The 13394-nt window shown below is 65.0% G+C and carries 12 protein-coding genes and 1 pseudogene; 9 read left to right on the forward strand and 4 right to left on the reverse strand.

Translation table 11 applies throughout. From position 1 onward, the window contains the following. Positions 1-30 precede the first annotated feature (30 nt). The 5 genes and pseudogenes from RH861_RS11795 (at position 31) to sigJ (ending at position 2649) form a co-directional block, all read left to right on the forward strand. The gene (locus RH861_RS11795) at positions 31-531 is read left to right on the forward strand and encodes a nucleotidyltransferase family protein (protein WP_310521122.1); all 501 of its coding nucleotides are present in this window, start codon (positions 31-33) and stop codon (positions 529-531) included. Next, positions 528-863, forward strand: coding sequence for a HepT-like ribonuclease domain-containing protein (locus RH861_RS11800; RefSeq protein WP_310521123.1), 336 nt, complete (start codon positions 528-530; stop codon positions 861-863). The genes RH861_RS11795 and RH861_RS11800 overlap by 4 nt, the downstream gene beginning before the upstream one ends. A gap of 38 nt (positions 864-901) precedes the next feature. Continuing rightward, a pseudogene (locus RH861_RS16360) lies at positions 902-1204 on the forward strand (choice-of-anchor Q domain-containing protein); the annotation flags it as partial. A gap of 30 nt (positions 1205-1234) precedes the next feature. Beyond that, complete coding sequence (locus tag RH861_RS11805; RefSeq protein WP_310521124.1) at positions 1235-1606, forward strand: PxKF domain-containing protein; 372 nt, start codon at positions 1235-1237, stop codon at positions 1604-1606. 59 nt (positions 1607-1665) lie between these two features. Next, a complete protein-coding gene (sigJ, locus tag RH861_RS11810; RefSeq protein WP_310521125.1) occupies positions 1666-2649 on the forward strand; it encodes an RNA polymerase sigma factor SigJ in 984 nt (327 codons plus the stop codon). 142 nt (positions 2650-2791) lie between these two features. Here sigJ and RH861_RS11815 read toward each other — a convergent pair whose 3' ends face one another. The 4 genes from RH861_RS11815 to RH861_RS11830 all read right to left on the reverse strand — a co-directional run bounded on the left by RH861_RS11815 (position 2792) and on the right by RH861_RS11830 (position 7221). Beyond that, the gene (locus tag RH861_RS11815) at positions 2792-4138 is read right to left on the reverse strand and encodes a GmrSD restriction endonuclease domain-containing protein (protein WP_310521126.1); all 1347 of its coding nucleotides are present in this window, start codon (positions 4136-4138) and stop codon (positions 2792-2794) included. A 26-nt stretch (positions 4139-4164) separates the two neighbouring features. Next, positions 4165-4935, reverse strand: a complete 771-nt coding sequence (locus RH861_RS11820) for a G5 domain-containing protein (protein ID WP_310521127.1) — start codon at positions 4933-4935, stop codon at positions 4165-4167. 221 nt (positions 4936-5156) lie between these two features. Then, entirely contained in the window at positions 5157-6824 is a 1668-nt protein-coding gene (locus RH861_RS11825; RefSeq protein WP_310521128.1) for a DNA/RNA helicase domain-containing protein, read from the reverse strand. A gap of 76 nt (positions 6825-6900) precedes the next feature. Next, positions 6901-7221 carry a nucleotide pyrophosphohydrolase gene (locus RH861_RS11830; protein WP_310521129.1) on the reverse strand — a complete coding sequence of 107 codons (321 nt, stop codon included), beginning with the start codon at positions 7219-7221 and terminating at the stop codon, positions 6901-6903. A gap of 620 nt (positions 7222-7841) precedes the next feature. Between RH861_RS11830 and RH861_RS11835 the strand changes: the two genes are divergently transcribed. From RH861_RS11835 to RH861_RS11850, 4 genes are all read left to right on the forward strand, one after another. Next, positions 7842-9317 carry a DUF8370 family protein gene (locus tag RH861_RS11835; RefSeq protein ID WP_310521130.1) on the forward strand — a complete coding sequence of 492 codons (1476 nt, stop codon included), beginning with the start codon at positions 7842-7844 and terminating at the stop codon, positions 9315-9317. A gap of 138 nt (positions 9318-9455) precedes the next feature. Continuing rightward, positions 9456-11927 (forward strand): helicase C-terminal domain-containing protein, encoded by a 2472-nt coding sequence (locus tag RH861_RS11840; RefSeq protein ID WP_310521131.1) that lies wholly within the window; start codon positions 9456-9458, stop codon positions 11925-11927. Between the two features lie 661 nt (positions 11928-12588). Next, on the forward strand, positions 12589-12792 hold the full coding sequence (locus tag RH861_RS11845; RefSeq protein ID WP_310521132.1) for a hypothetical protein: 204 nt from the start codon (positions 12589-12591) through the stop codon (positions 12790-12792). A 74-nt stretch (positions 12793-12866) separates the two neighbouring features. Beyond that, the gene (locus tag RH861_RS11850; RefSeq protein WP_310521133.1) at positions 12867-13292 is read left to right on the forward strand and encodes a (deoxy)nucleoside triphosphate pyrophosphohydrolase; all 426 of its coding nucleotides are present in this window, start codon (positions 12867-12869) and stop codon (positions 13290-13292) included. Positions 13293-13394 lie beyond the last annotated feature (102 nt).

Consider the following 13394-nt stretch of genomic DNA (forward strand, 5'->3'; position numbering starts at 1 on the left):
ATTATGTACATATTCGCTAGACTTCAGATCATGTCTTCCATGCCCCGCGACCTCGCCGGCGCCGCTGTCGTGGTGCCGGTCGCCGAGGCGCGCGCCGGGCTCTCCGGCGTGCTGCGGGACTTCCGGGCGCGAGGCACGGGGGCGCGGCCGGTCGTGATCGGATCGCATCGCCGGCCGGAGGCGGTGCTCCTCCCGTACGAGACGTTCGCAACGCTCTCGGCCGCGAATGCCGGCGCGGCACCCCGAGCCCTCGACCTCCTCCGGCGCAGGAAGTCGCTCATCGAGCGACTGGCGCGCGCGAACCGCATCCGCTCGGTCCTCGTGTTCGGTTCCGTGGCTCGCCGCGATGAGACCGCGGAGAGCGACATCGACCTGCTCGTCGAGCCCGAACCGGATGCCTCGCTGTTCGACCTCGCCCAGTTCGAGCTCGACCTCGAAGCGCTGCTCGAGCGCCCGGTCGACGTGGTGTCGCGCCGTTCGCTCGATCCGGAACGGGATCGAACCCTGCTGAACGAAGCCGTCGAGTTGTGAGACCGTCCGACCGTGTCGACCGCTGGCTCGGCGACCTCGCGGCGACGCTCGACACCGCGGCCGCGCTCGTGGCCCGCGGACGCGACGCCTTCGACCGCGATGCCGCCATCCCGCTCGCATTCGAGGCGCTTTCGAACCGAGTCGGCGACCTGGCGAAGCGTCTCGTCGCCGCCGATCCGGCGCGGTTCAGCGATCCCATCTGGTCCCAGGCCGCGCGCAATCGCGACTTCGTCGTGCACCACTACGATCGGGTCGACGCCGACGCGCTGTGGGTGACGGTCGATCGGAGCTTCGCCGAGCTTCGGGCGGTGCTCGACCGCGTTCGCGGCTGACCGCCGTACCGCGGAAGCCCGAATCGGGGGTGCGGCGGGTGCGTCTCCGCTCCTACCCTGCGATCAGGCGGCACCTCACAACGAGTCGGCGTTCCGCCGGTCGGCCCGGGTTCACGGCCCCGTCGGGCTCGGCGTGGGGCGGCATCGTCGACCCGCTGCTCGGGGCGCTCGCCGAGAACGGCGGCCCCGCGGGAACGATGTTGCCGCAGGGCTCCCCGGCAATCGACGCGACCGCCGCGGGTTAGCTCGCCTGCCCGGCTGCGACGTCGGCCGGGTCCGACCTGGTCACTGACCAGCGCGGCATCGCCCGCCCGCAGGGCCCGAAGTGCGACATCGGCGCCGTCGAGGTCGAGGTCGAGACGGACCCCGTCGTGTACACCGTCTCGCCCTTCGGGAAGCCGGTGACCAACCAGCCGGGCACGACCCGCCTGACGGCCGGCGACACCCTGCCGTTGCGGTTCACGGTGACGGATGACACGGGCGAGCGCATCACGGACCTCACCGGGACCGACGTCTCCCTGTCGGTGCTGCTCACCCAGTGCGGCGGTTCGACTCCCGTGGTCGACCTCTCGTTCGCGGCCGGCCCCGCCCTGCGCCTGCGCACCGACGGCAGCTACCAGGTCGACCTCAAGACGCAGCGGTCGTGGTCCGGCCTGTGCGGCACCGTCACGGTGAGCACGCCGAACGGCGGCGAGCGCACCGCGAACCTGCAGTTCACCGGAGGTGGCCGCGGCCGCGGCTGAGCGAGCGCGCCTCACACTCGTGGCATCCGTTTCGTCATGCTCTTCGTGAGGGGTGAACGATGACGGATGACACGATGGGTGCCGTGCGCACCGATGACGAGCTCGCCGACGTGGCCGCCGAGCGCCGCCGCCTGCTGGCGCTCGCGTACCGCATGCTCGGCACCACCGGCGAGGCCGAGGACGCCGTGCAGGAGACCTACGTGCGCTGGTACCGGATGTCGGACGCCGAGCGCGCCGCGATCGAGAACCCGCAGGGCTGGCTCACCCGCGTCGCGGGCCGCGTGTGCCTCGACATGCTCGGCACGGCGCGGGCCCGGCGCGAGCGGTATGTCGGGCCGTGGCTGCCCGAGCCGCTGCCGGCGGGGTTCTTCGCGTCGCGCGCGGGTTCGGCCGGCCCCGCGGCATCCGCTCGGCCCCGAACCGACACGACGACGGATGCCACGGCCGACCCGCTCGACCGCGTGACCCTCGACGAGGCCGTGTCGAGCGCCCTGCTCGTCGTGCTCGAGTCGATGACGCCGGCCGAGCGCGTCGCGTTCGTGCTGCACGACGTGTTCGCGGTGCCGTTCCCGGAGATCGCGGAGATCGTCGGCCGCTCCCCTGCGGCGGTGCGCCAGCTCGCGACCTCCGCTCGCCGTCGCGTCGCCGACTCGCGCTCACACACCGTGGCCCGCGCCGAGCACGACCGGGTGGTCGCCGCGTTCGGCGCCGCCGCGGCATCCGGCGACCTCGCGGCCCTCGTGTCGGTGCTCGACCCCGACGTCGTGCTGCGCTCCGACGGCGGCGGACTGGTCAGTGCGGCTCGCAAGCCCGTATCGGGCGCCGAGAACGTCGCCCGCTTCCTGGTCGGCCTGCTCGCCAAGTACCCCGACGACCAGGTCGAACCCCTCGAGACGACGGATGGCGCCGGCTTCGCCGTCCGCCGCGACGGTGCGGTGATCGGGGTGGTGAACCTGCGGGTCGTCGACGGGCGGGTGGCGGACGTGTGGATCGTGATGAACCCGGAGAAGTTGGGGGCGTGGCGGGCCTCAGGGCCCGCTTGACCCATCGCCGAGTCCCGCCGCTCGGCTCCCTGAAAGATGGAACCGATCCGGGCGTCCCGGCCGCGCTAAGCCGCGCCTGTCACCACTACCTCGGCGATTGCACGGCATCAGCATCACGACGGCCGTGGGTCGAGGGCGTGCACTACTCGCATGCGACCCCGTCCCCATCCCGGTCGAGCTGACGGCTGTAGCCCGGATCTCCGGCACGAATGGGCGCGGCCCCGACCGCTCGGACCTCGGTGCAGTTCGCGAAATCGACACTGGGTGCCGGTTCCGGCGCAGGGAACGGCGCTGGTTCCGGTTCTGGCGCCGGTGTATGGGCGGGGGGCGAAGGAGGTTCGGTGGCCGTCGGGGGCGCCACGATGGGCGCAAAGTCCGATGTGACCGCGGGCTCGTCGGGGCAGGTACCGAGAATCCTCGCCATCGCGTCATGCTCTGCCTGCGTCACCCAGAGTCCGTAGGTGGCCTTCACCGACACCTGCCTGGCGACATAGGTGCAACGGAATTTCTTCTCGGGTGGAAGCCAGGTCGCGGCGTCGCCAGCCCCCTTCTGCAGGTTGGTTGGTCCATCGACCGCGAAGAGGTTGATCGGGTCGTTCGCGAAACTGATTCGCTGGGCTTGAGTGAGCTGCTGGGCGCCGGTCTCCCAGGCGTTCATGAGTGAGACGACGTGGTCGATCTGAACCGCGCGTGACGTCTCATTGCCGCGGACGAACTGGATCCTGTTGCCGGTGTACGGGTCGAGGAGGGCCCCGGAAATGACTTTGCACGGCCCCGACGTCACCTCGTGTTCCAGGTCGCGGGAGAGGATGTCGTTGCGGGTGTCGCAGCCGTTCCGGTCGACGTCGAGCCAAGCGGTGCCGAACTGCTCCGCACGGTCGAACCCGGTCTTCGGGGCCCGCCCCTTGATCGGAATGGCTTCGAGGAGCTGAAGCGCCGTCATCTCAGTGGCCGGCCCGTCGCTCGCGCCAACGGACTGCCCTTCGACCGTCGCCGCGACCGGCTCTGGGGCATCGCGCTCCGCAGGCGTCGGGGACAGAGACTGCTCACCTGTTTCCCCAGCGACGGACGGTGAGGCCCCGGGAGTCGCTGCGCCATACAGGGCGCTCCCGATGATGGTGGTCAGCAGGCCTCCGACGAGAACCGCTGCGCCGCCCTTACGGCTGGCTGTGCGGGCCCATGACCCGCGGCCAGCAACAACCGCATAGGTGCCTGTGACCAAGCCGATCAACCCGATCATGATGAACCCACCAGCGACCCCGGTGCTCGCGAACGCGATCACCGTGAGGAGGGACAGGGCCGCGATGACGACCCATGAAAGCAGCGTCAGTGGGGCGAACCAGCCCCGCGGGGCGTTGCCAGCGGATGGCCCGGCCACGATCGCTGCGGCGCGACGCTCAACCCAGGACTCACCATCCCAGTAGCGCTGCAGTGATGCATTCGTCGGGTCGGGGTACCATCCGGCAGGCGGCGTAGGGGCAGCGCCCATTGGTCTCCTTGCTCCGCTCGCGGTGATCAGTCGCAGGCGACCCCATCGCCATCTCGATCAAGGTCGTAGATGTCCCAGCCCACCACATAGACCGGGCCCCCCACGTAGGCGGGGCCGTTTCCGCTTCCACCTGCGCAATCGACGTCATACGCGATAGGAACGCAGGCACCGGAATAGTTCGGGTCGCATCCGCTGCCGGAACCAGAGGCCTCTGGCGCGGGGGGCGGCGGCGGCTCGACCCATGTTCCCACCGCAGTGACCTCGTGAACGGGCTGCGCGCTGACGACGTTGCTGACCTCAGTGCGACTGACCTCACGGCCGTCCTCGTAAACCACCTCGTACGTGATCCGGCGGACTCCGTCGACTCCGGCGGTCGCGAGTACCCGGGTTCCGAGGTCGAGAGAGGAGTCCTCGACCTCGCGGGTCTCGAAAGGAATGGGTTCGCGCACTTCCTCCATCTCAACGGTTCGTCGTGGCGTCGGCGTCGGCGTCGGAGTCGGCGTCGGTTTCGGGGTCGCGTCGGATCGATCGACCGTGACCGAAGAGTTCGCCGATCCGGCCGTGGACGTTGCGCTCGCCCCTCCCAGGAACGCGCTGCCGAAGGCCATCGAGATAACCGCGGATGCGACGACCACCGAGCCGACGGCGCGTGACCGGATGCCGACCGCCGGCGCCGCACCCTTCGCCAGCGCAACGATGCCGGCTACAAGGCCCCCTACTCCGAGCACAAGCAGCAGCGATCCCCACCCGCCGCTGGCGGCCACAACGATCAGGAGGACGAGGGCGGCAATGAGCACGCCGCGCTTCCAGCCTCCTTTTCGCGGCGGCTTCGAATAGGCTCGCGGCTTGCGGAAGGGGGTGCTTCGGGGCGCCTCGTGCTGGTCCCGGTATACGGGAGACCATGCCGTTCCGTCCCACCACCGATCCCGACCGGATCCGTCGTCGTACCACCCGGAAGGTGCATTGGTCATTAGGCGTAGGGTCCTCTCGCGTCAGCGGCCCGCCGAGGCTATCGGCCTTACATTGTTGAACGATAGCCCCCATCTCTGGGGTCATCGATCGGCGTCAGGAATCGGCCCAGATACGCTCGCAGTTCGGGGTCGTCCGCGTAGACGTAAGTGCCGCGTACGCCTCTGGTCATGAGGACGGCGTAGATGTTGGCGATGAAGCGCAATAGATCATCGTCGGAGAACACGAGACCGAGCGTGGGATTGTTCTCCTTTCCCTTCTTGTCGTGATATGAATCACGATCGACGAAGAGCCGACCGGATCGCGGGTCGTATCGAAGATCTGGGCCGATGATGACGCCGGCATAGTTGAGGTCGTAGCCCTGCACCGTGTGGATGGATCCGACTTCGTCGACCGAGCCGGGCGAATTGATCCAGTCAACGGGCACGCTGTTCCAGCGGAGGCGACACCCGTCTACCTCGATGTCGAACGCCGTCGGGGCGGCCTTGCTCCTCCATGGCCAGGCATAGCCCGCGACGAGCCGCGACAGGCCGTATTCTGCGTCACGCCGCCGGATCTCGTCCCGCATCCGTCCCAGATCATCGAACAATCGCAAGTCGTAGCCGGGAAATCGAGTCGGATTGACCTCGGCTCCGGTGAGGATGCCGCGGACGTAGTCGATGTAATCCGACCCCGCGAGCACACGCATCTGCGATGACAGCGGGTAATAGCGCCAGTGTCGTCGCGCCTCGTCGACGAGCTGGTCGAGGACGCGTGTTGGCAGGTCGGCAGGCCGGACGCTTTGCGACGTATCGAGCAGGAACAACTGATGCGTGCTCTTCGCACGAATCCAGTCGAGTTGCGTCTTGGAGAGATCATCTCGGCCGAAAAGACGCTCCGTGATGGCGGCGAACTTCCTGTTGAGCGGCCCCGACGGCTGATTCGCCCGTTGGCTGAGTCGATGGGTCTCGTCCACGATCAGGAGGTCGAAGTGCTCTTGGCTCTCGCCGATGTCGAACGGCGAGTACACGAGTCCCTTGCCCAAGGCGGGCGTCCGCCTGAATACCTTGTCGATGGACTTGCGAAGCGATTGCTGCGGCACGACGAGGCCGATCTTGAAGTCTCGGAGCATCTCGGGGTAGCCCTCAGCGAAGAACTCCGAGAACAACGATTCCGAATCAAGCTTTTCGTGCGGATTCGAGTACTGGATATCGCGCAGCAGCTTGGTGAGGAAGATCCCGACGATCGTCTTGCCCGTTCCCGGCTCCCCTTGGATGACGATGCTGCTCCGATTCCCCTCTGCAAGATCGGCGAACAGACCCTCCAGGATGTCCTCGACGGCGACGGCCTGATCCTGATTCAGCGCCTTGAACGGGGAGAGCTTGAACAGGTCACTGTTCTCGATGTCTGGGAGCGAGCGGGTGAACATGCCCTGCGTCCGCAGTTCCTCGAAGATCCGCTCGAACGCGTCGCGATACCGGTCTCGGTCGTAGTAGTCCGAGTCGGTGATTCCTTCGTTCCGGTTCAGGACCTTGAACCGGGTGTCAGCGGCGAAGAGCCTAATGAGGTACGACTCCAGGTCGAGGCACGCGGACTTGTTGAAGGTCTCATCGATGACGATGCGCACGGCCTGCAGGTGCCGCTTCTCGGCCGATTCGAGATGCTGGCGCATCCGCACGGCGGCGTTCAACGTCTCGCCGACGTAGATCTCCTGGGCACCGTTGAGGGTGTACACCACAGGCCAGTTCGTGTGTCGACCGTTGGGGTCGGACCACGTCTTCAAGGCGCCAGGAGAGAACGGGAGCTGCTCGACTCTAAAGCTCGTCATACTTCGCGCTCCTGTCCCGCGCACGCTCGACGGGATACTTCTGCCGCGTGACCTCGAGCTTCTCCATGACGATCTCCTCCGGGTCGAGTCCAAGGCGATCGGCGAGCAGAAGGCAATACGTGAGCACGTCGGCCAACTCACCGGCGACGCGGTCGGTCGGCGCTTCGCCTCCCCACTGGTAGCACTCGAGTAACTCGGCAGCCTCGACGGAGATGCTCTTCGCCAGGTTCTCCGGCGAGTGGAATTGCCCCCAGTTCCGTTCCTCCACGAACTTCTTCAATGCGCCCCGCAAACTATCGTCGAACACGGTCGGAGCGTAACACTGAGCTCACGCCCAATCTCGGTGGACGGTCGCCGGCAGGTAACGGTGCGGCGACATCGGATGCCTCGGCCGACCCGCTCGACCGCGTGACCCTCGACGAGGCGGTGTCGAGCGCCCTGCGCGTCGTGCTCGACCCATACGTGACCGAAGGGATCCCGCTCTCGCCGCAGAAAACGGGCCGCTCTATCCGCTGGCGGCGAGCTTGCCTGACTCGACCAAGTACCCGGGCGCTTCCACGCCCACCGGAGCACGGCAAGCACGTAGTCACTCGTCAGCTGTACCTCTTCGCGTCACGGACCGGCTCGGCACCAATGACGTTCCGATGTTCATGCACAACCCCGACAAGCTGAAGCGCCCACTCGGGAGGCCTCTCGTTATGCGGAAAGAAGCTCCACCGTGGGTAGCTCATCCTTGGATTCTTCCGTACGCACCACCCGTTTTAGAGAACCGGCTCGTCGAGCCGTGTCGGTACCGGCGATGACCTCCCTTTACCGCTCGTATGAGTCGTGCGACGGCCAAAGTCTCGCTACCTCCGTGGCTCGATTTTGCTCAATGACCCGTCAAGCAACCGACACCCCATATGTTGGTGAGGTCGAGGGGAGCGCATGTACTTCAGTGAAGCGTTTGGCATTCCTGCTGGGGAAACGCCACATGATTGGTTCGATCCGCTCATGGAGATCGACACGCCCTTGTTCGTTGACCCCTTCTTGATCTACCGGGAGGACGCCGGACAGTGGACAGGTGCGGCCGATGCTCTGGCTGGTCACTTCGAATTGGGATTCTCTATCCTTGCCGGTCACCAGGCGAATCCTCGAAGCCAGCAGTACAAGAAGACCGTCGACCTGATGCTCTTCCCCGAGCCGCGCGAGTTCGGGCTCGGAGTCGCGTCGACAGGAACGGCCGGTTCTGGGACCGGGCGCGGCTTCGCCGAACGGATCGTTGGTGCAATGGCATTAGCGATCGAGAACGGCCTTCAGGACCTTCATCACTTTGAGGAACTTGGCCTCCTTGTTGAGCGGATTGGTCGGGATCGGATCTCGGACATCACCTGCAATGTGTTGAAGCGCAGATTCATCGAGTACACGCAGGAGGTCGCGCGAACGCATGACGTGCCGCTCGAAATTCACCGGGTAGCCAATGCGGCTCTGGACCCGTATCGGAAGCGCTGGGTGCCGGAGGATCATGATCTGCCGACGAACCCTGTCACTGGTGGGCCGGTTCTCCTTACACCGAAACGGTTCCTTCGCGAGCTGCCAACACTCAACGCGGACGACTGGTGGAACTACGTCGAGCCTGAACTGCGCGAGGACTTGAACTTGGACATCGGGTCGCGGCTTCCCAAAGCGCGCATCGTTGCCCTAGCGAGAAGTCATCCGCACCTTGTTCGTCAGTGGAGCGCGGCGCGTGAGTCCTTCAACGCCAAGCCCTATGATGTGGAACGCGATCCCGAGGGTCTTCACAACTGGCAGCGGGAGACGGCCAAGGTCAGCGAGGACTTGCCGATCGATTTTCCGAGTGTCGACGAAGAGAATCTGAACGACTTCATCAGAAAGGTGAATGAGCGGTTTCGCCACTTCGTTGAGGAGCAAGGAGGTTGGCGTCTTCTGCGCAACGACGACACCAACTCGCCCAAGAGGGAAACCTCCATCCAGTTGCTCTACAAGGGCGTCGTGGAGTCGTACTGCAAGGCACATCAAGTTCACCTCGATCGCGAGGTCGAACTTGGACGTGGGCCAGTCGACTTCATTTTCACCGCCAGCACTCAACGGGTCCTCATGGAAGTCAAGAAGCTCCGAAATGGGAAGTTCTGGAACGGGCTGGAGGATCAGCTCGTCTCTTACCTGACGAGTGCAGAGTGCTCAGCAGGGTGGTTTGTCGCGGTGCGATTGGGGAATACGCCAACCGAGCTGAGTCGCGTCGCGGCGCTTCCGACCAGGACAAGGACCGCGTCCGAGCGAACCGGCTTCGAACTTCGTAGCGTCCTTGTTGACGCTCGCATCCATCTATCAGCAAGCCTGCTCGACGGCGAGGGTGACGGCACGGTGGAAGGGCCCGACGACGACGAGGAGGGGCTCGACTGATCGCGCGCCGAAGGCGCTCGTGTTCTTTGATCTCTTACGGCGCTGTCTCACCGATACGGCATGTGTTCTCCGGAATACTGGCCGAGGCCTCGGACCGATGATCGCCCGAGGAGTACGCCCTCCGAGGAACGAGGACTGATGGATTTCGACGCGCTGCTTCGCGAGTCCGATGCAGACAACCCAACCGAGCCTCGGGAACTCTACGAGCAGCTCGAAGCCAAGGTTCCAGGCTATGGCTACCTCCGGGACGTTCAGGCGCAAGTGCTTGAGCCTTGGCACGACCGTCGGGACGAACGCGACCTGGTCGTGAAGGTGAACACCGGGGGCGGCAAGACCATTGACGCGCTGGTGATACTGCAGAGCTACCTCAATGAGGGAATCGTCCCCGCGCTGTACGTAGCCCCAGACAAGTATCTGGTCGATCAGGTTGTCCGGGAGGCCGGCAATCTGGGTCTTGAGGTCACCACCGACCCAGAATCGAGCGAGTATCTCGCTGGCGAGGCGATCGGCGTTGTCACAGCGGCTCGGCTCTTCAACGGTCGAACGATCTTCTCGGAGAATCGTCCATCCAAACCACAAGTTCCGATCGGTGCGGTAGTGATTGACGATGCTCATGTCGCCATCGCGACACTTCGATCGCAGTTCTCACTTGTCATCGACTCGGCCAACGATGGCTACCAAGCTCTCCTGGAACTCTTCGAGGAGGACCTCCAGGACCAAGCGCCCGACGTCTTGCTGGACATCAGAGCGAAAGTCGGTAACAGCTTTGCGCGCGTTCCCTTCTGGGCGGTTGAGAATAAGATCGACGATCTGAGGCAGGCGCTCCGCAAGTACAAGCCAGCGGACGAGCGCGACGGTCGCCTTGATGCCATCAGGGACGTCTTGCCCTTCTGCCGGATTGTTTTTACTCCGTCTGCAGTTACGATCGTGCCTCCCTGTCCTCCGATCAACCGCGTGACTAGCTTCGCCGAGGCCCAACGGCGGATCTATCTCACGGCGACCCTCGCCAACGACAGCGTCCTCGTGGGTAACTTCGATGCGGATCCCGATCAGGTGGCTAAGCCAATTCAACCCAAGACCGCGGGAGACATTGGCGAACGAATGATCCTGGCTCCGCAGGAGATAAACCCGGGCATCTCTGAGGACGAGGTTCGACAGGCGATCGTCGCGCTGAGTAGTAAGCACAACGTTCTGGCACTGGTCCCCAGCACAGCAGCGATGGACCGGTGGGGCACCTCCGCGGTTCGCGCTGACGCTGGCAATCTGTCGGACGTCGTGAAAGCCATGCGCGCGGGCCACGTTGGGCTCGTCGTAGCGGCCAACAAGTACGACGGCATTGACCTTCCGCAAGACGCTTGTCGGATTGTTGTACTCGATGGCCTGCCGCAGGCATTTAGCGGCGACGAACGCCTCGAATCTTTGATGACGCGGTCCACGGGAGGAATCGACGATCGCCAGATTCAGCGTCTCGAGCAGGGTATGGGGCGCGCTGTACGGAGTAACGAGGATCACTGTGTGGTGTTCCTCCTCGGACGTCGACTGGCACAGTTGACCGTGGATCCGAAGACTTTGGCACGATTCAGCCCAGCGACTGCCGCCCAGCTCAAGCTCTCCAGAACGCTGGCGAAGCGGATGGCCGATACACCGCTTACGAAGATACTCGAGACGACCCAGCAGGCTCTAGATCGGGACGAGGGTTGGACCAAGGTCGCGAAGCGAGCGCTGCGCAATCTGGCGCACTCACCGGCCAGGGTGGACCCGATTGCCGCAGCCGAGCGCGAAGCGTTCGACCGCGCCCTTGACAACCAGCGCAGCAAGGCCGTCGCCATTCTCACGGAGGCGGCTGACGCCTGCGAAGATCTTCGAACTAAGGGCCGACTCTACGAGCAGGCGGCAGCGTACGCACACTCATACGACCCCGCACAGGCTCAAACGCTCGTTGCGATTGGACGTTCGACGAACCCTTATGTGGTTCGTCCGCTCAGCGGGATCACGTACGAGCCGATCTCCTATGCGGGAAGCCAAGCCGATGTGGTGTCTCAGCGCCTCACGAGTATGTACGGAACTCCGGAACGAATGCGCGTCGCAGTTGAGGAACTGCTCGAGCAGCTGAAGTTTGATCCTGAGACGACTGAGGAGTTCGAACAAGCGATGCTCGAGTTGGGTCTCTTCCTGGGCTTCGGCTCGCAACGCCCAGAACAGGAGACTAAGTCGGGCCCTGACAACCTTTGGGCCGTGGCACCCGGCAACTACTGGGTCATCGAGGCGAAAAGTGGCGCGAAGAGCAGCAAAGTTGGGAAGACGGATGCTGCACAGCTGGCGATATCAATGGAGTGGTTCGGCAAGCGATACATAGCGTCCGAATCCGCGACCCCGATCATGGTGCATCCGGCGTACGAGTTCTACAAGGACGCGACCGCGCCTTCCGGCACGAGGGTGATCACCGAGTCAGTCCTCGCAGAGATTCGAGTGGCCGTGCGCCAGTTCAGCGTAGGTCTAGTCACGACGGGCTGGTCGAAGCCCGAGGACGTCGGACGCCTAATCGCCGGCCATGAACTCGATCATTCTGGCCTGCTCAAGCGAATGAGATCTGCGCGCGGCGGCTCGTGACGCAGTCACCGAATATCGCGAGCGGGCCCGCGACCGAGGATGCGTGCGCCTGCCATCCTCGAGCGGCAGAGAGCGCATCGATGGTCCGGTCGACTCGAAGACTCGTAAGCGATGGCAGCCGCTATACGCGGAGCGGGCCGCTGCCCCGGGGAGGGCGGGGCGGGGCCCGCTCACTAGTCGTGAGAGTGGCCGCAATGGACACAGCGCCAAGCGATAACACCGCCGCGGCGCGAGTGGGGCTCAGTCCTGTGAAGACAGAGCTCGCAGCTCGGCGACCCGAGCCAGTCAACTCGGAAGTCCACGAAAATGATGTCGCCCACGACCTCAACGTACTGGCGCAACGGCAAGCAGTGCGGTGTATCCACAACCTTCGGGTGGGCTAGAGCTTGTCGTACTTCGCGCTTGAGCCTCTGGCCCGATCGACAGCGTATCTCTCTGAGCCCGCGTCGCCAACCAAACAGGTGTGACTGTGCGACTGACTGAGCTGGCCCTCGCAGTGCGGAGCGACCCGTTCTAAGCTCATCGGGACGCGATCGCTGGCCTAAGGGCCCCCGCCGCAGCGGAGTGGACGAGGCACTCGTGGACCTCATCGCCGAGGTCAGAGACGCACTTGAGGAGGCGGGCTAACAGCTCTCCTCGCCGCCACAGCGAGGTGCAGACGTTGGTCACCGATCTGTCGGGAACCATGCCGCAAGCCGAGACCGTCGACCACGCCGCGTTCGATCGGCTGCGTGCGGCGATCCGGCGGTCGCGCCGGCGCAGCCAGGGCTGGGTGGCGGCGATCGTCGTCACGGCCGTCGCAGCGATGCCTGTGGCCTTCGTCACGACGTGGTCGGCGGCCCTCGCCTCGCTTCTTGTGGGGTGAGGATGTCCAGCGCCGTGCAACCCGAGCTCCACAATCCCGACGCCGCGTCACCGGGCACCGATAGATTCGCCACTATGACGACGGAGTTCGGGATCGCGAGGGCGGAATTGGAAGTGGTGGCGGCCGCGATCATCGACGACGGGGCCGTGCTTGCTTGCCGTCGCGCCGAAGGCAAGGCCGCGGCCGGCAAGTGGGAGTTTCCCGGCGGCAAAGTCGAAGGTGGCGAAGACCCGCGCGCGGCGCTTCGGCGTGAGCTCCTCGAGGAGCTCAACGTTGAGGTTCGGGTGGGCGAGCTACTGGACCGGTCGCGCACGCTGGTCGGGGACCTGGTCATCGACCTTGCGACTTATGACGCCACGCTCCTTGGCCCGCGGCCAGGCGAGAGCACCGACCACGACCAGCTGATGTGGCTCCGGGTCGACGAGCTTGCCGACCTTGGTTGGGCGGCGCCTGATCTGCCTGCGGTGTTCGCCCTAATCGAGAGGTTCAATCGTCCGTGAGCGCCCCTCCCCACGATGAAGCCAGCTACTCGCCAGTAGCGCTTGACGCGTCACAAATGCGTAATGGCCTCTAGAGAGCCCCCTGAGTGTCCGGCTGCGGCA

The sequence above is a fragment of the Agromyces indicus genome, from assembly GCF_031432295.1.
Taxonomy (GTDB): Bacteria; Actinomycetota; Actinomycetes; order Actinomycetales; family Microbacteriaceae; genus Agromyces; species Agromyces indicus.

Bases quoted from the DNA above. Each gene is read 5' to 3' on its own strand.
- RH861_RS11795 (WP_310521122.1), top strand. From the start codon at position 31: ATGTCTTCCATGCCCCGCGACCTCGCCGGCGCCGCTGTCGTGGTGCCG.
- RH861_RS11850 (WP_310521133.1), top strand. From the start codon at position 12,867: ATGACGACGGAGTTCGGGATCGCGAGGGCGGAATTGGAAGTGGTGGCG.
- RH861_RS11840 (WP_310521131.1), top strand. From the start codon at position 9,456: ATGGATTTCGACGCGCTGCTTCGCGAGTCCGATGCAGACAACCCAACC.
- sigJ (WP_310521125.1), top strand. From the start codon at position 1,666: ATGACGGATGACACGATGGGTGCCGTGCGCACCGATGACGAGCTCGCC.
- RH861_RS11835 (WP_310521130.1), top strand. From the start codon at position 7,842: ATGTACTTCAGTGAAGCGTTTGGCATTCCTGCTGGGGAAACGCCACAT.
- RH861_RS11815 (WP_310521126.1), bottom strand. From the start codon at position 4,138: ATGGGCGCTGCCCCTACGCCGCCTGCCGGATGGTACCCCGACCCGACG.